Origin of the sequence: Frigoribacterium sp. PvP054 (assembly GCF_040547465.1) — a bacterium.
Taxonomy (GTDB): Bacteria; Actinomycetota; Actinomycetes; order Actinomycetales; family Microbacteriaceae; genus Frigoribacterium.
The window spans coordinates 165681-189779 of sequence record NZ_JBEPPU010000001.1; the positions used below are offsets into that span (position 1 = coordinate 165681).

Annotated in this window: 20 protein-coding genes and 1 other RNA gene; 6 read left to right on the plus strand and 15 right to left on the minus strand. The window is 71.3% G+C overall.

Annotation, left to right across the window (positions count from 1 at the left end; all coding sequences use genetic code 11):
• Nucleotides 1–45 precede the first annotated feature (45 nt).
• From ssrA to ABID81_RS00810, 7 genes are all read right to left on the minus strand, one after another.
• Nucleotides 46–423: a transfer-messenger RNA gene (gene ssrA, locus ABID81_RS00780) on the minus strand.
• Between the two features lie 128 nt (nucleotides 424–551).
• Nucleotides 552–1028: an SsrA-binding protein SmpB gene (gene smpB, locus ABID81_RS00785; protein ID WP_056257192.1), complete on the minus strand. Its 477-nt coding sequence runs from the start codon at nucleotides 1026–1028 to the stop codon at nucleotides 552–554.
• Between the two features lie 123 nt (nucleotides 1029–1151).
• Nucleotides 1152–2066 carry a permease-like cell division protein FtsX gene (gene ftsX / locus ABID81_RS00790; RefSeq protein ID WP_354592954.1) on the minus strand — a complete coding sequence of 305 codons (915 nt, stop codon included), beginning with the start codon at nucleotides 2064–2066 and terminating at the stop codon, nucleotides 1152–1154.
• The gene (ftsE, locus tag ABID81_RS00795; RefSeq protein ID WP_043593759.1) at nucleotides 2063–2806 is read right to left on the minus strand and encodes a cell division ATP-binding protein FtsE; all 744 of its coding nucleotides are present in this window, start codon (nucleotides 2804–2806) and stop codon (nucleotides 2063–2065) included. Before ftsE ends, ftsX begins: the two co-directional genes overlap by 4 nt.
• A gap of 57 nt (nucleotides 2807–2863) precedes the next feature.
• Entirely contained in the window at nucleotides 2864–3973 is a 1110-nt protein-coding gene (gene prfB, locus ABID81_RS00800) for a peptide chain release factor 2 (protein ID WP_354592955.1), read from the minus strand.
• 87 nt (nucleotides 3974–4060) lie between these two features.
• Nucleotides 4061–4663: a hypothetical protein gene (locus ABID81_RS00805; RefSeq protein ID WP_354592956.1), complete on the minus strand. Its 603-nt coding sequence runs from the start codon at nucleotides 4661–4663 to the stop codon at nucleotides 4061–4063.
• 59 nt (nucleotides 4664–4722) lie between these two features.
• Nucleotides 4723–5889 carry a cysteine desulfurase family protein gene (locus ABID81_RS00810; protein ID WP_354592957.1) on the minus strand — a complete coding sequence of 389 codons (1167 nt, stop codon included), beginning with the start codon at nucleotides 5887–5889 and terminating at the stop codon, nucleotides 4723–4725.
• A gap of 89 nt (nucleotides 5890–5978) precedes the next feature.
• Here ABID81_RS00810 and glgX point away from each other — a divergent pair, with 89 nt between their 5' ends.
• From glgX to ABID81_RS00825, 3 genes are all read left to right on the plus strand, one after another.
• Nucleotides 5979–8069, plus strand: a complete 2091-nt coding sequence (glgX, locus tag ABID81_RS00815; protein ID WP_354592958.1) for a glycogen debranching protein GlgX — start codon at nucleotides 5979–5981, stop codon at nucleotides 8067–8069.
• Entirely contained in the window at nucleotides 8066–8569 is a 504-nt protein-coding gene (gene ybaK / locus ABID81_RS00820) for a Cys-tRNA(Pro) deacylase (RefSeq protein WP_354592959.1), read from the plus strand. The genes glgX and ybaK overlap by 4 nt, the downstream gene beginning before the upstream one ends.
• A gap of 137 nt (nucleotides 8570–8706) precedes the next feature.
• On the plus strand, nucleotides 8707–9351 hold the full coding sequence (locus ABID81_RS00825) for a DUF1294 domain-containing protein (protein WP_354592960.1): 645 nt from the start codon (nucleotides 8707–8709) through the stop codon (nucleotides 9349–9351).
• Between the two features lie 99 nt (nucleotides 9352–9450).
• Here the strand turns inward: ABID81_RS00825 and ABID81_RS00830 are convergent, their stop codons facing one another.
• From ABID81_RS00830 to ABID81_RS00840, 3 genes are read right to left on the minus strand one after another with little or no spacing between them, the layout of a single operon-like run.
• Nucleotides 9451–11568 carry an ABC transporter ATP-binding protein gene (locus ABID81_RS00830; RefSeq protein ID WP_354592961.1) on the minus strand — a complete coding sequence of 706 codons (2118 nt, stop codon included), beginning with the start codon at nucleotides 11566–11568 and terminating at the stop codon, nucleotides 9451–9453.
• The gene (locus tag ABID81_RS00835) at nucleotides 11565–12707 is read right to left on the minus strand and encodes an ABC transporter permease (protein WP_354592962.1); all 1143 of its coding nucleotides are present in this window, start codon (nucleotides 12705–12707) and stop codon (nucleotides 11565–11567) included. The genes ABID81_RS00830 and ABID81_RS00835 overlap by 4 nt, the downstream gene beginning before the upstream one ends.
• Before the next feature lie 9 nt (nucleotides 12708–12716).
• Nucleotides 12717–13703: an ABC transporter permease gene (locus ABID81_RS00840; RefSeq protein ID WP_354592963.1), complete on the minus strand. Its 987-nt coding sequence runs from the start codon at nucleotides 13701–13703 to the stop codon at nucleotides 12717–12719.
• Between the two features lie 219 nt (nucleotides 13704–13922).
• Here ABID81_RS00840 and ABID81_RS00845 point away from each other — a divergent pair, with 219 nt between their 5' ends.
• On the plus strand, nucleotides 13923–15596 hold the full coding sequence (locus ABID81_RS00845) for an ABC transporter family substrate-binding protein (RefSeq protein ID WP_354592964.1): 1674 nt from the start codon (nucleotides 13923–13925) through the stop codon (nucleotides 15594–15596).
• A 34-nt stretch (nucleotides 15597–15630) separates the two neighbouring features.
• Here the strand turns inward: ABID81_RS00845 and ABID81_RS00850 are convergent, their stop codons facing one another.
• From ABID81_RS00850 to ABID81_RS00870, 5 genes are all read right to left on the minus strand, one after another.
• On the minus strand, nucleotides 15631–16209 hold the full coding sequence (locus tag ABID81_RS00850; protein WP_354592965.1) for a signal peptidase I: 579 nt from the start codon (nucleotides 16207–16209) through the stop codon (nucleotides 15631–15633).
• Entirely contained in the window at nucleotides 16206–17150 is a 945-nt protein-coding gene (locus ABID81_RS00855; protein WP_354592966.1) for a hypothetical protein, read from the minus strand. Before ABID81_RS00855 ends, ABID81_RS00850 begins: the two co-directional genes overlap by 4 nt.
• Nucleotides 17141–18046 (minus strand): hypothetical protein, encoded by a 906-nt coding sequence (locus tag ABID81_RS00860; protein WP_354592967.1) that lies wholly within the window; start codon nucleotides 18044–18046, stop codon nucleotides 17141–17143. The genes ABID81_RS00855 and ABID81_RS00860 overlap by 10 nt, the downstream gene beginning before the upstream one ends.
• Complete coding sequence (locus tag ABID81_RS00865; protein ID WP_354592968.1) at nucleotides 18043–18645, minus strand: TasA family protein; 603 nt, start codon at nucleotides 18643–18645, stop codon at nucleotides 18043–18045. Before ABID81_RS00865 ends, ABID81_RS00860 begins: the two co-directional genes overlap by 4 nt.
• Nucleotides 18646–18809: 164 nt before the next feature.
• The gene (locus ABID81_RS00870) at nucleotides 18810–19388 is read right to left on the minus strand and encodes an alternate-type signal peptide domain-containing protein (RefSeq protein ID WP_354592969.1); all 579 of its coding nucleotides are present in this window, start codon (nucleotides 19386–19388) and stop codon (nucleotides 18810–18812) included.
• Nucleotides 19389–19787: 399 nt separating this feature from the next.
• Between ABID81_RS00870 and ABID81_RS00875 the strand changes: the two genes are divergently transcribed.
• Together ABID81_RS00875 and glgB are read left to right on the plus strand one after the other, a co-directional pair.
• On the plus strand, nucleotides 19788–21788 hold the full coding sequence (locus ABID81_RS00875) for an alpha-1,4-glucan--maltose-1-phosphate maltosyltransferase (RefSeq protein ID WP_488627441.1): 2001 nt from the start codon (nucleotides 19788–19790) through the stop codon (nucleotides 21786–21788).
• A gap of 10 nt (nucleotides 21789–21798) precedes the next feature.
• Nucleotides 21799–24069 (plus strand): 1,4-alpha-glucan branching protein GlgB, encoded by a 2271-nt coding sequence (glgB, locus tag ABID81_RS00880; protein WP_354592970.1) that lies wholly within the window; start codon nucleotides 21799–21801, stop codon nucleotides 24067–24069.
• Nucleotides 24070–24099 lie beyond the last annotated feature (30 nt).

Here is a 24099-nt window from a genome sequence, read left to right on the forward strand (position 1 = left end):
CAGGCGGGGGCTCTCGGTGTTCGCGAGTCGTGTGACGACGGCCGGTGGTGGAGATGGGGGGAATTGAACCCCCGTCCATCGCTGAGATTGCACGCATTCTACGGGCGTAGCCAGATGAGGCGTTCTGCTCGGCTCCGACCTTTGCTACTGGCTTCTAGGTCGACGAGCCCAGCCCGAGTGCAAGTCCCGTGTGACCCCCAGGCGCAGTCACACAGCGAGCCCTCTAGATGACGTCAGGATCTGGTTAGAAGGCGGTCACCAGACTGACGGACTCCATGTGGCTCTACTGCTTACGCAGCGAGAGCGAAGTCAGTGCGCTTGTTATTGGCACTTATTGTTTTCCAGAGATCGTTTACGAGATAACCCTGGATCCTCGGCCCGCTTCTCGTTCGCACACAGGCGATGTCGAAACCGATCATCCCCATGAGGGGGCCGTCGTCACACGCTCTTGAATTACCAACGCACAGTTTCGTGCGGCCCATCAGTCTACGTCGTCCGACGCGTCCGCGCCACCACGGCTCGACCCGGCACCGGGCCGACCCGACGGCGTGTCACTCGCCGAGGTGCTTGCGGGCCGACATCGCGGCCTGGGCTTCGCGGGTCGCCGTGCGCTCGCGCAGCGTCTGTCGCTTGTCGTACTCGCGCTTGCCCTTGGCGAGGGCGATCTCGACCTTGGCGCGACCGTCGCTGAAGTAGATCTTCAGCGGGACGACCGTGAAGCCGCCCTCTTTCGTCTTCTGCCCGATCTTGTCGATCTCGTGGCGGTGCAGCAGCAGCTTGCGCTTGCGTCGGGGCGCGTGGTTGTTCCAGGTGCCCTCGGTGTACTCGGGGATGTGCACCGCGTCGAGCCAGGCCTCGCCGGCGTCGACGAAGGCGTACCCGTCGACCAACGACGCCCGCCCCTGTCGCAGCGACTTGACCTCGGTGCCGCTCAACACGATGCCCGCCTCGTAGGTGGTGTCGATCGTGTAGTCGTGGCGCGCGCGGCGGTTCGTGGCCACGACCTTCTCACCGCGTTCCTTCGCCACGCTGGGCCTCCTGGTCGTTCGGGTGGGGTGCTGCCGACAGGCAGCCGTTCAGTATACAGGCAGAGCCGAGGAGGCGCGCTGCCCGTCGGACGGACACCGCGCCTCCTCGGCTCTGCCGCGGCCCTAGACCTTGAGGTAGCGCCTGATGGCGACGTTGGCGCTGAGGGCCGCGAGCAGGATGCCCACGACGATGACGATCGGCACGACGAGCGCCGCGTCACGCAGTCCGATGAACGGCGTGCCCTGGAAGTTCACCGCCAGGTAGCCCTTGACGAAGAAGTTCACGATGGCCACGATCGCCGCACCGGCCAGCAGCGAGCCCACGAGGGCCGCGATCACCCCCTCGAGGATGAACGGCGTCTGGATGAAGCGGTTCGACGCACCGACCAGGCGCATGATGCCGAGCTCGCGCCGTCGACTGAAGGCACTGAGGCGGATGGTCGTCGCGATCAGCAGCACGGCCGCGATCAGCATCAGCGAGGCGATGCCGATGGCCGTGTAGCTCGCCGCGTTCAGCACCGCGAAGATCGGGTCGAGGTAGCCGCGTTGGTCGACCACGCTCTGGACGCCGGCGAGGCTCGACAGGCTCTCGGTGAGGACGTCGGACTGCGTCGGGTCCTTCAGGTTCACCCAGAAGGTCTCGTTGAGGTACGCGGGCTGCACGAACTCGGTGGCCGGGCTGTCGGCGAACTGCTGCTTGAAGCGGTCGTAGGCCTGGGTCTGGTCCTCGAAGTAGAACTTGTCGACGTACGGCGTGAGCACGTCGCTCTCGAGTTGCGCCTCGACGCCGTCCTTCTGGTCCTGCGTCGCCATCGCCCCGGTGCAGTTGCCGGTCGTGTCGGTGTCGGTGCAGAGGTAGACGGCGACCTGGGCCTTGTCGTACCAGTAGCCCTTCATCTGCGTGATCTGCATCTGCAGCAGGGCCGCCGTGCCGACGAAGGTCAACGAGATGAACGTGACCAGCACGACCGAGACGACCATCGAGGCGTTGCGGCGCAGGCCGCTGCCGACCTCGCTCATGACGAGTCCGAGCCTCATGCGTCGGCCCCCCTCGTGCTCAGGTCTTCGACCCCGATGGCCTGGATGGGCACCGCCTGGGTCTGGTAGCCGCCGTGTCGCTCGTCGCGGAGGATGTTGCCGGCGCTGAGCTCGATGACGCGACGCTGCATCTGGTCGACGATGCCCGCGTCGTGCGTGGCCATGATGACCGTCGTGCCACCGGCGTTGATGCGCTCGAGCAGGGTCATGATGCCCGCGCTCGTCGAGGGGTCGAGGTTTCCGGTCGGCTCGTCGGCGAGCAGGATGGCGGGCTTGTTGACGATGGCCCGCGCGATCGCGACGCGCTGCTGCTCACCACCCGACAGCTCGTGCGGCAGGCGGTGCTGCTTGCCGACCAGGCCGACCATCTTGAGGACGTCGGGCACGGCCTCCTGGATGAACCCCTTGCTCTTGCCGATCACCTGCAGGCTGAACGCGACGTTGTCGAAGACGTTCTTCTGCGGCAGGAGGCGGAAGTCCTGGAACACCACGCCGAGGTTGCGCCGGAAGTACGGCACCTTGCGGCTCGAGAGCGTGCCGAGGCGCTGCCCGAGCACGTGGATCTGCCCCTGCGACGGCTTCTCTTCCTTCAGCACGAGCCGCAGGAAGCTCGACTTGCCGGAGCCGCTGGCCCCGACGAGGAACACGAACTCGCCCTTGAGGATCTCGAGGGTGACGGCGTTCAGCGCGGGCCGGGGATTGCCGACGTAGACCTTGGTGACTTCATCAAACCGAATCATGACGGGGATCACCCTAAGCGCGGGTCACGACGATCGGCGCAACGACTCGCTGCGGTGCTAGTCCTGGTCGTCGCGCTTGCGCCAGCGGATGCCGGCCGAGATGAAACCGTCGAGATCGCCGTCGAAGACGTTCGAGGGGTTGTTCACCTCGTGCTCGCTGCGGAGGTCTTTCACCATCTGGTACGGCGCCAGCACGTAGCTGCGGATCTGGTCGCCCCAGCTGGCCGTGATGTTGCCCGCGAGCTCTTTCTTCTTCGCGTTCTCGGCCTCTTTCTGCAGCAGCAGCAGGCGCGACTGCAGCACCCGCATGGCGGCGGCGCGGTTCTGGATCTGGCTCTTCTCGTTCTGCATCGACACGACGGTGCCGGTCGGGATGTGCGTGAGGCGGACGGCCGAGTCGGTCGTGTTGACGCTCTGACCGCCGGGGCCCGACGAGCGGAACACGTCGACCCGGATGTCGTTTTCGGGGATGTCGATCGACTCGGTCTCTTCCATCAGCGGGATGACCTCGACCGCCGCGAAGCTGGTCTGACGCTTGCCGGCGGCTCCGAACGGGCTCATGCGCACCAGGCGGTGCGTGCCGGCCTCGACGCTCAGGGTGCCGAACGCGTAGGGCGCGTCGATCTCGAAGGTGGCGCTCTTGATGCCCGCCTCCTCGGCGTAGCTGGTGTCCATCACCGTCGCGGACATGCCGTGCTTCTCGGCGTAGCGCAGGTACATGCGCAGCAGCATCTCGGCGAAGTCGGCGGCGTCGACCCCACCGGCCCCGGCGCGGATCGTGATGACGGCGGGACGCGGGTCGTACTCGCCGTCGAGCAGCGTCTGCACCTCGAGGGTGTCCATCATCTTCTGCAGCGCCTTCAGCTCGGCCTGGGCCTCGTCGGCGCTCTCTTGGTCGTCGCCGTCGTTGGCCATCTCGACGAGCACCTCGAGGTCGTCGAGCCGCTGCTCGGTCGTCTCGAGCTTCTCGAGCTCGGACTGCCGGTGGCTCAGGGCGCTGGTGACCTTCTGCGCGTTCTCGGTGTCGTCCCACAGGTCGGGTGCCGAGGCCTGCTCGCTCAGCTCGGCGATCTCGGCCACGAGCCGCTCTTGCCCGATCACCGCACGGATGTCTTCGAACGTGGCCCGGAGGGCGGCAATCTGCTCAGAGAAATCCAGTGCGATCATGGTGCCCGAGCTTACCCGGCGCGGGTGGGGGCGACGTGCGGGGCGGGTCGGGCGCGGGCGCCCCGCCCGGTGCCGGTCGGCCGACGCTCACCGACGGGCGACGCCCGCTTCGCGCAGGGCCACGTCGGCGAGGCGCCGCACGACGTCGGGCTCACCCGTGCGCCACGCCGCGACGGGGTCGGGCGACACGGCGAGCGCCGCCTTCGGGTCGCGGCCGGTGAGGGCCCGCAACGCGAGCAGGTCGTCGCCGCCCGGCAGGGCGAGCAGCGACCGCGTCGAGGAGGCGCGACGCACGAACGCGATCCGCCCGCGCAGCCAGACCCACAGCACCACGAGGCTCGGCACACCGGCCACGACGAGGCCGGCGACCAGCGCGGCACGGGCCACTCCCTCTTGCTGCTGGCGTCCGGCGTCGGCCAGGGACTGCCCGGCACCGCTCGCTCCGTCGAAGGGCGCGCGGGCGGCGTCGCCGAGCAGGGGCACCCCGGCCAGGGCGCGCGACGCGTCCTGCATCGTCCCTTGGAAGCCGGCCCCCGCCTCCTCGAGTCGCCGGCCGAGCTCGGCGAACGTGCCGATGAAGCCCGCGATGCCCACCCCGAGCACGACGAAGGCGACGACGAGGGCGATCGCCACCACGTCGCCGGTCACCTGGCGGGCACGGACGGCGGGCGACGACGAGTAGAGCTGCATGGTCACAGTGTGCCCGCCCGTCGCGGGTGGGCATCGAGCGCTGGTGGGAGAGCCGGGCGTCAGCGAGCGCCGAGCGCGGGTGCGCGGTCGGCGTAGCCGGCCCGGCCGGCTCGGGCGACGGCGTCGGGCAGCGCGGCCAGCAAGGCGTCGACGTCGGCCTCGGTCGAGGTGTGTCCGACGGTCATGCGCAGCGCGCCGCGGGCCGCCTCGGGCGACAGCCCCATGCCGAGCAGCACGTGCGACGGTTCGGGGATGCCCGCCTGGCACGCCGACCCCGTCGACACGCTGACCCCGGCGGCGTCGAGCAAGAACAGCAAGGAGTCCCCCTCGCAGCCCTCGAAGGTGAAGTGGGCGTTGCCCGGCAGCCGGTCGACGGGGTCGCCCCGCAGCACCGCCCCGGGCACCGACCCCAGCACGCCGGCGACCAGCCGGTCGCGCAGCGGCTCGTAGCGAGGGTGCGGTTGCTCGGCCGCGACGGCGAAGGCCACGGCGGCCGGGGCGTCCTGCGTGCCCGAGCGCACCTGCCGCTGCTGCCCGCCGCCGTGGATGAGCGGCACGACCGTCGCCGACCGCGACAGCACGAGGGCTCCGATGCCGATGGGCCCGCCGATCTTGTGCGCGCTGACGCTGAGCGCCGCGAGCCCGGACGACGCGAAGTCGATCGGCACCTGGCCGTACGCCGCCACGGCGTCGGAGTGCACGGGCACGCCGTGGGCCGCGGCGAGCGCGACGACCTCGTCGACCGGCTGCAGGGTGCCGACCTCGTTGTTGGCCCAGAGCAGGCTGACGAGGGCGACGTCGTCGTGCTCGTCGAGGGCCGCGGCGAGCGCGTCGACGCGCAGGCGGCCCCGCTCGTCGAGCGGCAGCCAGGTGACGACGGCGCCCTCGTACCGTTCGAGCCACTCGACGGTGTCGACGGTCGCGTGGTGCTCGCCGGCCGGGACGAGGAGGCGCGGGCGCGGGCGGTCGGATTGCCTCGCCCACCAGAGTCCCTTGATCGCGAGGTTGACCGCCTCGGTGCCGCCCGAGGTGAAGACGACCTCGATGGGGTCGCAGCCGAGGGTCGCGGCGACGCGTTCGCGTGCCTCTTCGAGGACCCGCTTGGCGTTCTGCCCGGCCGAGTGGATCGACGACGGGTTGCCGACGGTGCCGAGCGCCTCGGCGTAGGCGGCGATGGCCGCCGGGTGCATCGGGGTGGTGGCCGCGTGGTCGAGGTAGACGCTCATGGAAGGGTCCTCAGGCTGGGGTGGGGCGGGTGCGCCGGTGACGTCAGGTGATTTCGGGGCCGACACGCGCCTCCTCTACTGTAAGTGCCGTGACCGACCTCGACCCCCTGCGCGACCTCGGCGTCCGCACCGGCCCCGACGGGCCGACGCTGCGGGTCTGGTCGTCGGCCGTGACGAGGGTCGACCTGGTGATCGACGACGCACCCCACGACCGCGTCGTGCCGATGGTGCACGACGAGCACGACGTCTGGAGCGCCACCGACGGGGCGCTCACCCCCGGCCGCCGGTACTGGCTCCGGGCCGACGGCCCGTCGGGCCCGGGCACCGCGTTCGACCCGTCGCTCGAGCTGCTCGACCCGTACTCGCGGGGGCTCGGCCGCACCGGTCGCGGCACCTGGCGCTCGGCGGTCGTCGACGAGGCGTTCGACTGGGGCGGGGTCGAGAAGCCGCGCACCCCGCTCGACCGGGTCGTGGTCTACGAGGCCCACGTCAGGGGCCTCACCCGGCTGGCACCGTTCGTCCCCGAAGAGCTGCGGGGCAGCTACGCGGGCCTCGCCGCCGAGTCGACCATCGCCTACCTCAAGGGGCTCGGCGTCACGGCCGTCCAGCTGCTGCCGGTGCACCAGCACGTCGACGAGCAGCGCCTCGTCGCGCAGGGCATCGAGAACTACTGGGGCTACAACACCCTCAATTACTTCGCACCGCACGCCGCCTACGCGAGCCGTGACGCCCAGCTCGCCGGGGCGTCGGCGATCGTGCGCGAGTTCAAGGGCATGGTCCGCCTGCTGCACGAGGCCGGCATCGAGGTCTACCTCGACGTCGTCTACAACCACACCGCCGAAGAGGGCGAGGTCGGCGGCCCGGTGACGAGCCTCCGCGGTCTCGACGGGGCGGCCTACTACCGCCACGACGCCGAGGGCCGGCCCGTCGACGTGACCGGGTGCGGCAACTCGCTCGACACCAGCACGCCCGCCGCGTCGCGGCTCGTCCTCGACTCGCTGCGCTACTGGGCGAACGAGGTGCAGATCGACGGGTTCCGGTTCGACCTGGCGGCCACCCTCGGGCGCGGTGCCGACCACGTCTTCGACCCCGAGCACCCGCTGCTCTCGGCGATCGTCACCGACCCGGCCCTCGAGGGCGTGAAGATGATCGCCGAACCGTGGGACGTCGGTCTCGGCGGCTGGCAGACCGGCGCCTTCCCCGAGGGCTGGATCGAGTGGAACGACCGGTTCCGCAACCGGGCCCGCGACTTCTGGCTCACCGACATCGCCGCCGCGCGGTCGCAGGGCACTCCCCCGTCGGGGCTCGGCAGCTTCGCGTCGAAGCTCAGCGGGTCGAGCAACGTCTACGCGCACGAGCGCGGACCGCTGTCGGGCGTCAACTTCGTGACCGCGCACGACGGGTTCACGCTGCTCGATCTCGTCTCGTACGACGGCAAGCACAACCTCAGCAACGGCGAGGGCAACCGCGACGGCACCGACGACAACCGCTCGTTCAACCACGGCGTCGAGGGCGACAGCGTCAACCCGTGGATCTCGGACGCCCGACGCCGCTCGATGCGCAACCTCCTCGCCACCCTGTTCGTCTCGGCCGGCATCCCGATGCTGACGGCCGGCGACGAACGCGGGCGCACCCAGCACGGCAACAACAACGCGTACTGCACCGACAGCGAGCTCACCTGGGTCGACTGGACCGACGAACCCTGGCACCGCGACCTGCACGACGACGTCGCGACGCTCGCCCGGCTGCGCGCCGAGAACCCCGCGCTGCGCCCGTCGCGCTTCGGCATCGACGGTGCCTGCACGCTGAGCGCCAACGAGATGACGTGGCACTCGGCCTCGGGCCGCGAGATGCGGCCCGACGAGTGGAACGACCCCGGCGTCCGCACCCTGCAGTACCTGGCCGTCTCGACGCCCGAGCACGAGGCGCCGAACACGGTGCTCGTCGTGGTGCACGGTGCCGAGACGACCGTCACGGTGACGCTCCCCCGGCACGAGGGCGTCACGACGTACGACGCCCTGTGGTCGAGCGACGACCGCAGCCTGCCCCACGAGACGGCCCCCGGCGACGAGCTGCTCGTCTCGGGGCCCACCGTCGTGCTGTTCCGTGCCGTGACCCTCGACGCCGACACGACCGACGAGGCCGCGGCGACCGGCGGGGCGGACGAGGCCGGCGCGTGACGAAACCCACCGCAGGAGGCGGGCGCGGCCCGTCGACGCCGGCCAGCGTCGCGCTCACCGCGGCCGGCATCCCCTTCACCCCGCACACCTACGAGCACCACGACACGGCGACGAACTTCGGAGAGGAGGCGGCCGCCGAGCTCGGCCTGTCGGAAGAACGCGTGTTCAAGACCCTCGTGGCCGACGCCGACGGCGCCCTCGTCGTGGGCGTCGTCCCCGTCTCGGGTCGACTCGACCTCAAGGCCCTGGCCGCGGCCGTCGGGGCGAAGAAGGCCTCGCTCGCCGACCCCGCCCTGGTCGAACGCCGCACGGGCTACGTCGTCGGCGGCATCAGCCCGCTCGGCCAGAAAACCGCCGCGACGACCGTGGTCGACGCGAGCGCCGCCTCCTTCCCGTCGATCTTCGTCAGCGGCGGGAGGCGGGGGTTCGACATCGAGATCGCCCCCGACGACCTCGTGCGCGCCACCGGCGGCAGCTACGGGGCGATCCGCCGCGACTGACGGGCACCGCGCCTCCCGACGTCAGTCGTCGGAGCCCGTGCCGCCACGACGTGAACACCGCGCCACGTCTCTGCGTGGTGCGGTGTCCACATCGTGGCGGCAGGGGAAACGGACGAGAGCGGGCTAGGGTCGGGCGCATGTCCGGCAGTCCGGCCCGGATCGAGGGCACGCTCACCTCGTGGGACGACGACCGCGGGTTCGGGTTCCTCACACCGGCCTCGGGGCGCGGCCGCGCGTTCGTGCACATCACGGCGTTCAGCCGCGGATCGGCCCGGCCGCGCGTGGGCGACGCGTATTCGTACGAGGTCGACCGGCACGGCGACCGAGGCCAGGCGGCGGTCCGCGTCGCGCCGGTCGGGGGCCGGTGGTCGGCACCGCGGGCCCGGGCACCGCGCCCGACCCGGAGCGGTCGGGTCGCCCTCGTCGTGGGGCTCGTGCTCGTCGTGGCGGTCGCGGTCGCCGTGGGCGCGTCCGCCGCTACCGGTGCCCGGGCGACGGTCGTCGGCGACGCCCTGCCCTGGCTGATCGGCGGGGCCCTCGCGCTCAGCGCCGCGACGGCCCTGGTCTACGCCGTCGACAAGTCCGCCGCCCGTCACGGACGACGTCGCGTGCCGGAACGCGTCCTGCTGTTGCTCGGGCTGGTCGGCGGCTGGCCCGGTGCCCTCGTCGCGCAGCACCTGCTGCGCCACAAGACGAGCAAGCGGCCGTTCCAGGTCGCCTTCTGGGCCACGGTGGCCGTCGACGTGCTGGTCGTCGCCGCCGCCCTCGCCCTCGTCCGTTGACCTCGGAGTCCCGGCGCCGCGAGACCCCGGGTTCTCGCCGAGACCCTCGTGCGCGCGGGAGGGTCTCGGCGAGTCCCGGGGGTTCCGGCCGCCGGCCGCTCAGACCAGCTGCTTCTCGCGGGCGAAGTGGCAGGCGGCCGTGTGGTCGGCGCCGTCGCGGCCGTGCGGCAGCATGGTCGGCACCTCGTCCTCGCACCGGGAGCGCTGGGCCTCGGGCAGCATCGCGTACAACGGGCACCGGCTGCGGAACCGGCAGCCCGTCTGCTTCACGGTCGGCGTCGGCGGGTCGCCCGGCAGCACGATGTGCTCGCGGGCGCGCTCCTTGGCCGGGTCGGGCACCGGCACCGCCGAGAGCAGCGCCTGCGTGTAGGGGTGCAGCGGGTGCTCGAACACCTCGTCGACCGGGCCCGTCTCGACCGTGCGGCCGAGGTACATCACCGTGACCCGGTCGGCCACGTGTCGGATGACCGAGAGGTCGTGCGACACGAACAGGTACGACAGGTCGAGCTCCGCCTTGAGCTCGGCGAGCAGGTTGAGCACGCCCGCCTGGATCGACACGTCGAGCGCCGACACCGGTTCGTCGAGCACGATCAGCTTCGGGTCGGCGGCCAGCGCCCGAGCGATCGAGATGCGCTGCCGCTGCCCGCCCGAGAACTCGTGCGGGTACCGGGTCGCCGCGGCCGCCTCGAGGCCGACGAGCCGCATCAGCTCGGGCACGCGGCGCGACACCTCGTCGCGGGGTCGCCCGATCGCCAGCAACGGTTCGGCGATGATGTCGCTGACCGGCTGCCGGGGGTCGAGGCTCGCCATGGGGTCCTGGAAGACCATCGAGACGGCGCCGCGCAACCGCTTGACCGTCGACCCGTCGAGCTTGCGGTCGAGCGCCGTGCCGAGCAGTTCGATCGTGCCGGCCTCGGGCACCCGCAGGTCCATGATCTCGTGCAGGGTCGTGCTCTTGCCCGATCCCGACTCGCCCACGAGCCCGAGCGTCTCGCCCTCGCGCACGTCGAGGTCGACGCCGTCGACGGCCCAGACGCTGCCGACCCGGCGCTTGAACACCGAGCCCTTGGTCAGGGGGAAGGTCTTGACCAGTCCGTCGACGTGCAGCACGCGGTCCCGAGAGGCTCGGGGCACCGCCGCCAGGGCCGAGGTCGGGGCGGGCGGCAGGTCGTAGACGTCCTCCGGGTCGGTGCCCTCGCCGACGAGCCGGTCGGCGTGCAGGCACGCGGCGCGGTGGCCCGCCTCGACCGCGGGGGCCTGGACGAGGGCCGGCTCGTCGACCCGGCACTCGGCGGTCACCAGCGGGCAACGCGCCGCGAACGGGCAGCCGGGAGCGAGCGACAGCAGCGACGGCGGCGTGCCCGGGATCGGCACGAGCGGCTGGTCCGAGCGCTGGTCGAGCCGGGGCAACGCCCCGATCAGGCCGACCGTGTAGGGCATGCGGGGGTGGGCGAACAGGTCGTCCGCGGTGGCGGTCTCGACGACGCGCCCCGCGTACATCACGGCGATGCGGTCGGCGAAGCCGGCGATGACGCCGAGGTCGTGACTGACGAAGACCAGGGCGGCCCCGGTCTCGCGCTGGGCCGTCCGCAGCACCGAGATGACCTGGGCCTGGATCGTGACGTCGAGGGCCGTGGTCGGCTCGTCCGCCAGGATGACGTCGGGGTCGTTGGCGATCGCCATGGCGATCATCGCCCGCTGCCGCATGCCGCCCGAGAACTCGTGCGGGAACGAGTCGACCCGGCGCTCGGGCTCGGGGATGCCGACGAGGCCCAGCAGCTCGATCGCCCGGTCGCGGGCCTGCGCCTTCGAGCCACCCCGGTGGATGAGCACCGTCTCGGCGATCTGCTGGCCCACCGTGTACACCGGCGTGAAGGCCGACAGGGGGTCCTGGAAGACCATCGCGATGCGCCTGCCCCGGATGGCCGACATCGCCTTGTCACCGCGACCGAGCAGCTCGTCGCCGTCGAGCCTGATCGACCCCGTGACCTTGGCGGTGGAGGGCAGCAGACCGAGCACGGCCAGGCTCGTGACCGACTTGCCCGAGCCCGACTCGCCCACGATGCCGAGCACCTCGCCGCGACGCAGGGTCAGGTCGACGCCGCGCACGGCGCGCACGTCGCCGTCGGGGGTCGGGAAGGTCACGGTCAGGTCGCGCACCTCGAGCACCGGATCCGAGGAGGCGCGGGTGCGGTCGACCGGTTCGGTGAGCGTCATGCGCGCTCCCCCTTCTCGTCGTTCGTGCGGGGCGGGGCGGACGTCGGGCGGGCGTCGGACGCCGGGGAGGTGCGGGTCGGCGCCGGTGAGCCGACGTCGGCCCCGGGGGCGGGGCTCGCGGCCTCGGAGACGCCGCCGGTCCGACCGAGGGGCGCCGCGCCTCCCGAGCTCTCGGCCGTCCGGCCGCGCGTGCGGCGGCGCCGGCCGGTGCGACCGGCCGTCGAGGTCGGGTCGAGCGCGTCGCGGAGACCGTCGCCGAGGAGGTTGCTCGCGAGGGCGAAGACGATGAGGGCGCCGGCCGCGAAGAAGAACAACCAGGGCTTGGTCGTGGCCGCGCTCTGGTTCTGGGCGATGAGCGTGCCGAGCGACACGTCGGGCGGTTGCACGCCGAACCCGAAGTACGACAGCCCCGACTCGGTCAGCACGGCGGCGCCGATCGCGATCGTGGCGTCGATGACGAGGAACGAGGCGACGTTCGGCAGGATGTGCCGCACGATGATCGTGAAGTGGCCGATGCCCATGTAGCGCGCCGCCCGGATGAACTCCCGCTCCTTGATGCTGAGGGTCAACGAGCGCACGACGCGGGCCGTGATCATCCAGCCGAACAGCGCGAGCAGGGCGACGAGGATGAGCCAGCCGTACTGCTTCAGGCGCGGCGAGAGGATCGCGATGATCAAGAACGACGGCAGCACGAGCAGCAGGTCGACGAAGACCATGACGGCCCGGTCGACCCAGCCGCCGAAGTAGCCGGCCATCGCGCCGAGCATGCCGGCGATGACGGTCGAGAACAGGGCGACGAGCAGGCCGATCAGCAACGACTTCTGCAGGCCCCTGGCGGTCTGGGCGAAGACGTCCTGGCCGATGTTGTTCGTGCCGAACCAGTGGGCACCGCTCGGCGGGGACGACAGGGCCGTGTAGTCGATGTAGTTGTAGGCGTACGGGGACACGAGCGGACCGACGAAGGCGAACACGAACAGCAGCACGATCACCACGAGGCCGACGGTGGCGCCGCGGTTGGCGAACAGGCGGCGGAAGGTCAGCACGAGGCGGTTCGGCGTCGTCGCCACCGCCTCCTCGCGCGACTCGGGCGCGACGGCGTCGGACGGCCCCTCGAGCAGGTCGGGTGTGAACCGGGTCATGGGGCGGCCCTACTTCTGCGCTCGGACGCGCGGGTCGAGCACCGCGTTCAGCACGTCCGACACGAAGCCGGCGAGCAGCACGACGATGGCGCTGTAGAGGGTGTACGCGACGACGATGTTGATGTCGTTGGTCTGGACGGCGTCGATGAACCAGGCGCCGAGGCCGTTCCAGGCGAAGATCTTCTCGGTGAACGTGGCGCCGGTCAGCACCCCGAGGAACGCGAAGGCGAACAGCGTCGTCATCGGGATGAGGGCGGTCCGCAACCCGTGCTTGAAGATGGCCGGCCTGCGGCGCAGCCCCTTGGCCCGGGCGGTGCGGATGTAGTCGGCCTGCAGCACGTCGAGCATCGTGGCCCTCTGGTAGCGGCTGTAGACCGCGATGAGCCCGATGCCGATCGAGATGGTCGGCAGCAGCAGGTGGGCGATGCGGTCCCAGGCGATCGTGCCGAAGCCGCCCGTCAGGTTGGGCGTCGCCTCGCCGGTGAAGGTGATCACCTGGTAGCCGAGCACGTCGTTGAGCTTCGTCGCTCCGATCTTCAGCAGCACCGCCGTGAGGAACACCGGCGTCGAGATCAGGACGAACGCGAGCACCGACGAGACCCGGTCCGAGAACGCGTACTGCCGGATCGCGTTCCACGTCCCGACGACGACGGCCAGCACGATGCCGAGCACCGACCCGACCAGCAGGAGGCGCAGGCTGACCCCCAGCCGCGGCCCGAACTCCTGCGTGACCGGCTTGTCCTGGATCGTCTGGCCGAGGTCGCCCGTGACGGCACCGCCGAGCCAGTGGACGTACCGCTCGCCGAGCGGGTCCTTGTCGTTGACCCCGATCGAGCTGAGCTTCGCGTCGACGACCTCGGACGACGGACGCGGGTTGCGGTCGGCGTAGACGGAGCGCGGGTTGAGGGTCGCCGAGGCGAGGAAGTAGGTGAGCGACGTCGCGATGAAGACCAGGGCGACGTAGTACACCAGCCGGCGGGCGAGGAAACGAGCCATGGCAGTTCACACTAGACGTACCCCGAGCCCCGACCAGCTGGCCAGGTTTCGAGCATGTAACGAATTCACATGAAAGTTTGCGTGGATTCAGGGCGTCCGTACATTTGTGCACACGCTGTCAGATGTCGCGACGCGTCGCGCCTCGTGCCATCACGAGCCGCGACACGATGTCCTGCGATTCTGATCAGCATTTTTCACCACGATTCGGTTCGGAGTGCCATGAAGATCACGAAGAAGGCCGGCCTCGCGGCCGGCCTCGTCAGCATCGCCCTCGTCGTCACGGCGTGCAGCGGTGGCGGGGGGAACGACGGCGACGGTGCCGCGAAGAACGGCCAGCTGTCCCCCGACGGCGACATCAACGCCACCGCGGCGGCCGACGTCCAGCAGGGCGGCACGCTGACGCTGCCGCTCAGCCAGCTGCCCTCGCAGTGGAACTACGCACAGCTCGACGGCGCCCTCGGCGACGCGTCCCTCGTCGAGAGCGCCGTGCTGCCGCAGCCCTTCCGCATCGACGAGAAGGGCGTGCCCCAGATCGACGAGGACCTCGTCACGAGCGCCGAGGCGACGAGCGACGACCCGCTCGTCGTGACCTACGACATCAACCCCGACGCGGTGTGGAACGACGGCACCCCGATCACGGTCGCCGACTTCCAGGCCTGGAAGACCGCCCTCGACGGCTCGAACCCGGCCTACCAGGTCGGCAGCACGCTCGGCCCCGACCGCATGGCCTCGGTCGAGGCGGGCTCGAGCGACAAGCAGGTCGTCGTGACCTACTCCGAGCCGTTCTCGGACTGGAAGAGCATGTTCGCCCCGCTCTACCCGGCGAGCCTCTACAACGACCCGAACGCGTTCAACACGGCCTACGTCGACGCGCTGCCCGCGTCCGCCGGGCCGTACAAGGTCGACAAGATCGACACGACGGCCCAGACGGTCACCATCGTCCCGAACGAGATGTGGTGGGGCGACGCCCCCAAGCTCGACTCGATCGTCTTCCGCGCCCTCGACAGCGACGCCGACGTCGACGCCTACCTGAACGGCGAGATCGACTACGTCACCGGCAACTCGTCCGAGCGGTACGACCGCCTGAAGGACGCCAAGGACACCGACATCCGGGCGGCACCGTCCGCCCGGTACACCCACGTCGACTTCAGCACCAAGGGCATCCTGGCCGACGAGAAGATCCGCCAGGCGATCCAGCACGCGGTCGACCGCGAGGCCCTCGGGAAGGTCATCACGGGCACGCTGCCCTACGAGCTGACCACGCTGAACAACCACCTCTTCCTCAGCACCGACGGCGCCTACCAGGACAACGCGAAGGAGACCGGCGACTACGACGTCGACGAGGCCAAGAAGATCCTCGCCGACGACGGGTGGGAGCTGAACGGCGACGTGCTCGAGAAGGACGGCCAGAAGCTCGAGATCGCCGTGACGATCCCCTCGGGCACGCCGATCTCGCAGCAGCTGTCCGAGGTCATGCAGAGCCAGCTCGCCGCCGTCGGCATCACGCTGACGATCAACGCGGTGGCCGTCGACGCCTTCTTCGAGGACAACGTCACGCCCGGCAACTACGACATGACGATCTTCGTCTGGCAGGGCACCGGCTACCAGGCGTCCAGCGTCAGCATCTACAACTCCGACGAGCAGGGCCAGAACTACGGTCGCGTCTCGAGCCCCGAGATCGACGAGCTGTTGAGCGAGGCCGTGGGCGAGGGCGACCCCGAGAAGGCCGCCGACCTCTACAACCAGGCCGACGAGAAGATCTGGGAGATCGGGCACTCGATGCCGATCATCCAGGCACCGTTCATCTCGTTCCAGAGCCCGAAGCTCGCGAACTACGGCGCCCGCGCCGGAGCGAGCGACGTCGACTGGACGATCGTCGGCTTCACGAAGTAGACCGCGCCACCCCGGGGCCCGTCCGGCCTCCCGCTCAGCGGGGGGCCGGGCGGGCCCTCCGCGTCCGACGGCGGTGCGCCTCGAGCATCCCGGTCGCCAGGGCGTAGCCCGCGTAGCCGAGCAACGCCACCGCCAGCAGCGGCACGATCCACGACCGGGCGTCGCCGTTCACGACCTGGTTGACGAAACCGAGCCAGGGCACGGAGTACCACAGGGTGCCCCGCACCTGCTCGGGCAGCACGAGGGCGGCGTCGGGTTCGGAGTTCGCGTCGCCCTTCGTGACCAACGCCGTCCCGCCGTCCGAGGACGACACGATCTCGGTCACCCGGTGGCTGACCACCTCGGGCCGTCCGCTCTCGATCTGGTAGGTCACGACGTCTCCGATGCGGATCTCGTCGACCGGCGTCGGCTTCACGACGATCAGGGTGCCCGGGGGCAGCCGCGGCTCCATCGAACCGGTCAGCACGGTGAGCGGCGTGGCCCCGGCGACCTTCGGCACGACGATCAGCACCACCGCGAGCCCGAGCACGACGGCGAGCAGACCCGCGCTGAGACCGAGGCCGAGGGCGTGCCGCAGGCCCCGCGGCCGCACGGCGGCCCGTCGGCCGGTCACGGCTGCTCCCCCGCGTCGTGGTCGACGCCCGCCCGACGTCGCCCGACCGCCACGAAGGCGCCCGACAGCACGGCGATCGCCGCGATCAGCAGCGGCAGCCCGCTGCCCCGCAGGGGTCGGGGCACGAAGTCGTCCGGCACCCCGAGGGCGTGCACGGGCAGGTCCGTGCCGTCGCGAGGGCCGGCGTCAGCGTCGGCGGGCTCGCCCGACCCGACCGCGCCGCCCGATCGGCGCGCGCCGTCGACGGAGGTCGCCGCCCCGTCGGCCTCGTCAGCCGAGGAGGCGCGGCCCGCCACCGCCTCGACGGTCGCGCTCGAGACGCGGTCGCCCCCCGCGCCTCCTGCGCTCGCGTCGTCGCCGGGGTCCGCGGTCCCGGCCGCCGAGCAGCCCGCGGGCCGGGCGCCCCCGGCGAGACCGGTGAGGGTGACGAGGACGCCGAAGTCGAGCGTCTGACCGCCCGTGCCGGCCCCCGCCGACTCGTCGAGTGCGACCGACACGGTGACCGGTGCCTCCTGCCCGGCGGCGAGCCGGAGCGGGGCCAGGACGAGGGTGCACCCGTCGTCGGCCAGCGTGACGGGTGGCAGGTCGCCGAGGTCGAGGTCGGAGTGCGAGCTGACCGCCACCCGCTCGGCGAACGCGGCCGACGAGGTGGTGACGTCGACGAGCCGGGCGGCGAGCGTCGCCGGCCCGGTCGAGACGTTCTTCACCCAGAAGGTGCCGGTCGTGTCGGCTCCCGGCACGAGCAGCAGGTCGTCGCCGAACAGGGCGGAGTCGAGCCGACCCTGCCAGTGCCGACCGTCGTCGCTCACCATCAGGCGGGGTGCGTCCGGAGCGACCGCCGTGACCCCGGACGCCGAGGACGCCAGGGCACCGCCGACCGCCGTGACGAGGGCCACGCCGGCGACCGTGGCGACGGCCGCCCGACCACGCGTCACGGACACTGGATGTTCCTCGTGCCGTACTGGTCGTAGACCACGGCGAGCCTGCCGACGGCCATCAGGTCGGTCGGCTGGCCGTCGACCACGACGCGGATGTCGACGCTGATCGTGCCGTCGCCGAAGGGGTCCTTCGGCAGGTTGTCGCGGGTGAAGGCGAAGTGCGGGTAGTCGCCCGTCTGCTCGGTGTTCGAGACGCGGGTGCTGCCGACGTAGGTCGCGTAGCGGGTCGCGGTCTCGCGCGACGACGGGTCGAAGTCGAGCCAGGCGTAGGCCTCGCCGTCCGGTCGGCAGACCGCGGTCTGGACCGGGGCGATCGTGTTGTTCTGCACGATGCGGCGGTCCAACGGACTCGCCGTCCACGACCCGGCGGCGAGCGAGACCGTGAGCGTCGGGTTGATCCGTCCGGTCGGCGAGGACGTCGCGATGGAGGTCCGCAGGCACCAGACGACGGACGCCTTGCTCGCGAGCGTCCCGGTGAGGTTCGGCACGGCGGCCCAGGTGCCCTCGACGCGGTCGGGTCCCACGGAGGCCGAGGCGGTGCAGGCCGAGGCGGCGGTCACGGGCCAGGCCACGAGCGCGATCGACCGGGCGAGCTCGGTCGAGCTGCCCGAGCTGAGGACGCCGCTGGTCGAGTAGGTGGCCGCGACCGTGCCCGAGTTCGTGAAGGTCCACGGTGCGGTCAGCGACCTCGTCGAGCCGGCGTAGTCGGCCTGCAGGCCGTCCACCGTCCCGGCCGAGAGGGAGACGGCGCCGGTCCTGACCTGCTCGGTGAGGGTCGCGGACGCCGTCCAGAGCGCCGCCGCCGCGCCTCCGGAGGCCAGGACGACGCCCACGACCACGCCGACGACGACGGCGGCCGTCAGCCGACGGGCCGAGGCGCGCACCCGACGGCCCGTCACGGCGCCACCTGCGTGCCCGACAGGACGAGCCCGATCGACGAGGTCTGGTTCTGCAGGGCCGCGGGGGCGTCCGAGTCGAGGGTGACGACCACGCACCCCGTGACGGTGATCCCCGCCGGCAACGTGAAGTAGCCGCTGCCGGTGTCGAAGGCCGAGGGGCGGGCCGAGTAGCCGCCCACGCCGGTGGTGCAGTCCGCCGCCTTCGCCACGGCCGCGAGCCGCACCGTCAGTTCGCCGACGAGCGACGACGTCGAGGCGGTGGTGGTGCCGGCGGCGACCCGCATCGCGAGGGCCACCGACCCCGTGTTGGTCGCGGTGAACGTGCCGGCGGTCGACCCGCCGGGGCCGAGCACGGTCGTGTCGAGGGCCTTGACGTCGCCGACGGACAGACCGGCCGTGCCCGAGGCGATCGTGACGGACGTGGGAGCCACCGAACCGTTCCAGAGCGCGTAGGTGCCCCCGGTCGCCACGAGGGCGACGGCGACGGCCCCGGCCACGACCGCCGTCCAGGCCCACAGCGACCGCAGCGGACGGCGAGGCGAGGAGGCGCGCTCGGCCGAGCGGTGACGCGCGCGTCCCCTGGGTGACGGTCTCGACATCGGCTCACCCCCTGATGGTCGGTCGTGCTGGCGGTCGGTCGTGCGGTGGTCCTGCCCGGCGGCCGACCGGCCCGGACGAGGAGGTGGCGACCGGACCGCGTCGGGTGCGGTCCGGTCGCCGATCGGTGCAGCGGGGTGCGGGGCCGACGGGCGGCCCGCAGCCGCTAGGCGATGGCGCGCTGCTTCAGCGTGAAGGTCAGCTTGCTCAGGTCGAGGGTGCCGCCCTGGCTGGCGGCGTCGGTGACGGTCGAGGGCAGCTCGACGACGAACGTGACGACGGCCGAGGTGCTGCCGGCCGCGACGGGTGCGACGACGTAGCTGCCGGGGGTGCTGCCCGCGGTGACGCCAGAGGGGAGCGTCGAGCTGCCGGCGGCGGTCGAGACGGTGAGCGCGTTCGTCACGTACGGCTTGAGGCTGCCGGTGACCGACGTCGCGTCGTAGGTGAGGTCGGCGCGCAGGTCGGTGCCCGACGCGGCGATGGTGATCGGCTGCGTGAACTGCAGCTTGCTGCCGGGGACCACCTTGTAGGCCGCCACCTGGGCGGTCGTGAGGGCGGCGTTGCGGCCGTTCGTGACGTCCGTCCAGCTGCCGGCCGACGACGGGGTGAGCGAGAGGGTGCCCGAGGCCACGCTCGCGGCGTTCACCTCGGTGCTGGCGTTCCAGAGGGCGAAGGTGCCGGCACCGCCGAGGAGGAGGGCGATGCCGGCGGCACCGGCGACGGCACCCGTGACGAGCTTGTTCATGGTCGGTCCTGTTCCGCGCGCCGGGGCGCGCTCGAGCACCGCCGTGCACCGTCGGTCGGGTCGACGTCGGGTGTGCACGGCGCTGCGGGGCTGTCGGCTCCGGGTCGGGCAGCCGATCGGTGTCGTCGGGCGCCGGGCTCTCGCCGGGTTCGGGTCCGACGGGCGGGCAGGCCGCGACGACACGATCGACACTACGCGGTCCCCCGAAGTGCGGACAGAATTTTGATGCATCCGCATGCACCCAGTTGGGGGGACAAAACGGACGAGGGTGTCTGTCGGTGACAGGGGGGACGCCGCCCCGTACCCCGATCCGGCCGTCGGGCAGCCCGTTCGGTCGCCGACCGCCCGGGGACGACCCGGCCCGGCACCGGCCGGGCCAGACCGGGTACGGTCGACAGCGTGGCGACAGCATACGAACCCAGAGTCGGGCGGATCCCCATTACGGGACTCACCCCGACGACCCCCGACCGCGCGTTCCCGACGAAGGCCTTCTCCGGCGAGGTGGTCACCTTCGGGGCGACCGTCTTCCGCGAGGGTCACGACCTGATCGGAGCGGACCTCGTCACGACCGATCCCGAGGGGGTCGAGTCCCGGCACCGCATGGTCGCGGGCATCCCCGGCACCGACCGGTGGACCGCCCAGGTCCAACTCGAGGCCGAGGGCGACTGGACCTGGCAGGTCGAGGCCTACACCGACGACTGGGCCACGTGGTTGCACGCCGCCGAGATCAAGGTGCCCGCCGGCCTCGACGTCGAGGTCACGTTCGCGATCGGCAGCCGCCTGCTGACCGACGCCGTGCCCGACCACCCCGACACGACCCTCATCCGCGACGCGGCCAAGGCACTCGCGAACGTCGCCCTCTCCCCCGCCGCGCGCCTCCGGGTCGCCACCGACCCACGCCTCGCCGCGGTCCTGCAGGTGACTCCCCTCGCCAGCCTGGTCACGCGCAGCGCCCCCGAAGCCCTGCGCGTCGAGCGCAGCCGCGCCGGCCTCGGCAGCTGGTACGAGTTCTTCCCGCGCAGCGAGGGTGCCCGCAAGCAGCCCGACGGCTCGTGGAAGAGCGGCACGTTCCGCACCGCCGCCCGCCGCCTGCCCTCGATCGCCCGCATGGGCTTCGACGTGGTGTACATCCCGCCGGTGCACCCCATCGGCACGACGTTCCGCAAGGGGCCGAACAACACGTTGACCGCCGGGCCAGAAGACCCCGGGTCGCCGTACGCCATCGGCTCGCCCGACGGCGGGCACGACGCCGTCCACCCCGACCTCGGCACGGTCGCCGACTTCCGGTGGTTCGTCGACGCCGCCAAGAACGCCGGCCTCGAGCTCGCCCTCGACCTGGCCCTGCAGTGCTCGCCCGACCACCCCTGGGTCACCGAGCACCCCGAGTGGTTCACGACGCTGCCCGACGGCACCATCGCCTACGCCGAGAACCCCCCGAAGAAGTACCAGGACATCTACCCCCTGAACTTCGACAACGACTACGAGGGCGTCAGCCGCGAGGTGCTGCGCATCGTGCGGCACTGGATCGAGCTCGGCGTGACGATCTTCCGCGTGGACAACCCCCACACGAAGCCCGTGCGCTTCTGGGAGTGGCTGCTGCACGAGATCCGCCGGACGAACCCCGAGGTGGTCTTCCTCTCGGAGGCGTTCACCAAGCCGGCCATGATGCAGGCGCTCGCCCAGGTCGGGTTCCACCAGTCGTACACGTACTTCACCTGGCGCAACGAGAAGTGGGAGCTCGAGGAGTACCTCCACGAGCTGTCGAAGGAGACGAGCGCCTGGCTGCGCCCGAACCTCTTCGTCAACACCCACGACATCCTCACGCCCTACCTCCAGTTCGGCGGTCCGGCGGCCTACAAGATCCGCGCCGCCATCGCCGCGACGGCCTCGCCGACCTGGGGCGTCTACTCGGGGTACGAGCTCTTCGAGGACGTCGCCCGGCCCGGCAGCGAAGAGAACATCGACAACGAGAAGTACGAGTACAAGCCCCGCGACTGGGCCGCCGCCGAAGAGGCCGGGGCGTCGCTGGCGCCGTACCTGACGCAGCTCAACCGCATCCGCGCCTCCCACCCGGCCCTGCGCCAGCTGCGCAACCTCGAGATCCACTCGAGCGACGACGAGTCCATCCTCGTCTTCTCGAAGTACCTGTCGAGGGCCCACACCCGCAGCGGACGCGCCGACGGCATCATCGTCGTCGCCAACGTCGACCCGCACTCGGCGCGCGAGACCACCGTCCACCTCGACGTCACGAAGTTCGGCCTGCAGCCCGGTGGCACCTACACCGTGCGCGACCTCGTCACCGGTCAGTCGTGGACCTGGGGCGACGACAACTACGTCCGCCTGGACGCGTTCGTCGAACCGGTGCACATCCTCTCCGTCGACCTCAACCGAGCCCCGTAGGAGCGACCCGATGACCACCACTCCCCCGACCGAGCCCGACACGACCCCGGCGGTCGAGCCCGACACGACCTCGACCGTCGAGCCCGACACGACCCCGACGGTCGAGTCCGCGGCCCCGACCGGACCCGACACGACCTTCGCCCTGGGCGACGACGAGGTCCTCGCCGCCGCGATCGGCACGCACGGCCACCCGCACGCCGTCCTCGGCGCGCACCGCCGTGGCGGTCGGACCGCCGTCCGCGTCGTCCGACCGTTGGCCGACACGGTCACGGTGACCGGCGCCTCCGGGGCGTCGTTCGCCCTCGAGCACGTGGCGCACGGCCTCTGGCAGGGCGTCACGAGCGAGCCCCTCGACGCGTACACGGTCGAGGCGACCTACCAGGGAGGCGCGGCGTGGGTCTCCGACGACCCCTACCGCTTCGCGCCCACCGTCACCGAGTTCGACCTCTACCTCTTCGGCGAGGGCCGCCACGAGCAGCTCTGGAAGATGCTCGGCAGCCACGTGCGCGAGCACGAGGGCGTCACCGGCACGTCGTTCGCCGTCTGGGCGCCGCACGCCCGGGCCGTCCGCGTGAAGGGCGACCTCAACGGCTGGAACGGCGAACGGCACGCCCTGCGCCGCCTCGACGGCAACGGCGTGTGGGAGATCTTCGTGCCCGGCGTCACCGACGGCATCTACAAGTACGAGATCCTCACCTCCGACGACGTCTGGGTCGAGCGGGCCGACCCGATGGCCCGCACCTCCGAGGTGCCGCCGCTCACCGGCTCGGTCGTCACGAAGGCCGCCCACGCCTGGTCCGACGAGGCCTGGATGACCTCCCGCGCCGAGAACGACGTCCACGCCGGACCGATGAGCGTCTACGAGCTGCACGTCGGCTCGTGGCGCCCCGGGCTCGGCTACCGCGAGCTCGCCGACCAGCTGATCGAGTACGTCGGCGAGCTGGGGTTCACGCACGTCGAGTTCATGCCGCTCGCCGAGCACCCGTTCGGTGGCTCGTGGGGTTACCAGGTCACCGGCTACTACGCCGTCACCAGCCGTTTCGGCAGCCCCGACGACCTGAGGTACCTGATCGACCGGCTGCACCAGGCCGGCATCGGCGTCATCATGGACTGGGTGCCCGGGCACTTCCCGAAGGACGAGTGGGCCCTCGCGAAGTTCGACGGGCACGCCGTCTACGAGCACTCCGACCCGCGTCGCGGCGAACAGCCCGACTGGGGCACGCTGGTGTTCAACTTCGGCGACTCGCAGGTGCGCAACTTCCTGGTGGCTAACGCCCTGTACTGGCTCGAGGAGTTCCACATCGACGGGCTGCGCGTCGACGCCGTCGCCTCGATGCTGTACCTCGACTACAGCCGCAACGAGGGCGAGTGGCTGCCCAACGAACACGGCGGACGCGAGAACCTCGAGGCGATCAGCTTCTTGCAGGAGGCCAACGCGACGGCCTACAAGCGCCACCCGGGCATCGTCATGATCGCCGAGGAGAGCACCAGCTGGCCGGGCGTCACCCGCCCGACCAGCGAGGGCGGCCTCGGCTTCGGCCTGAAGTGGAACATGGGCTGGATGCACGACACCCTCGACTACGTCGAGAAGGACCCGCTCTACCGCGCGTACCACCACGGCGAGATCACGTTCTCGTTCGTCTACGCGTTCAGCGAGAACTTCATGCTGCCGATCAGCCACGACGAGGTCGTGCACGGCAAGGGATCGCTGCTGAACAAGATGCCGGGCGACCAGTGGCAGAAGCTCGCGAACCTGCGGGCCTACCTCGCCTACATGTGGGGACACCCCGGCAAACAGCTGCTGTTCATGGGCAGCGAGTTCGGTCAGCCCGGCGAGTGGAGCGAAGAGCGCGGGCTCGACTGGTGGATCCTCGACCAGCCCGTGCACCAGGGGCTGCACGGCCTCGTCGCACGCCTCAACGAGGTCTACCGTGACGAACCGGCGCTCTGGGCCCACGACTTCGACACGGAGGGGTTCGAGTGGATCGAGGGCGGCGCCGCCGAGCACAGCGTCGTGGCGTTCCTCCGCAAGTCGGGTTCGGGTGACTCGGTCGCCGTCCTGGCGAACTTCTCGGGCCAGCCCGTGCGCATGCGCTTCGGCCTGCCCGAGGCGGGTCGGTGGGACGAGATCCTCAACACCGACGCCGAGGTCTACGGCGGTTCGGGCGTGGGCAACTTCGGCAGCGTGACCGCCACCGACGAGCCGTGGGCGGGTCGCCCCGCGGCGGCCGACGTGCAGCTGCCCCCGCTCGGCGTCGTCTGGCTCAAGCTGAGCCGCTGAGCCGACCCGGCGGCACACGACGACGGAACC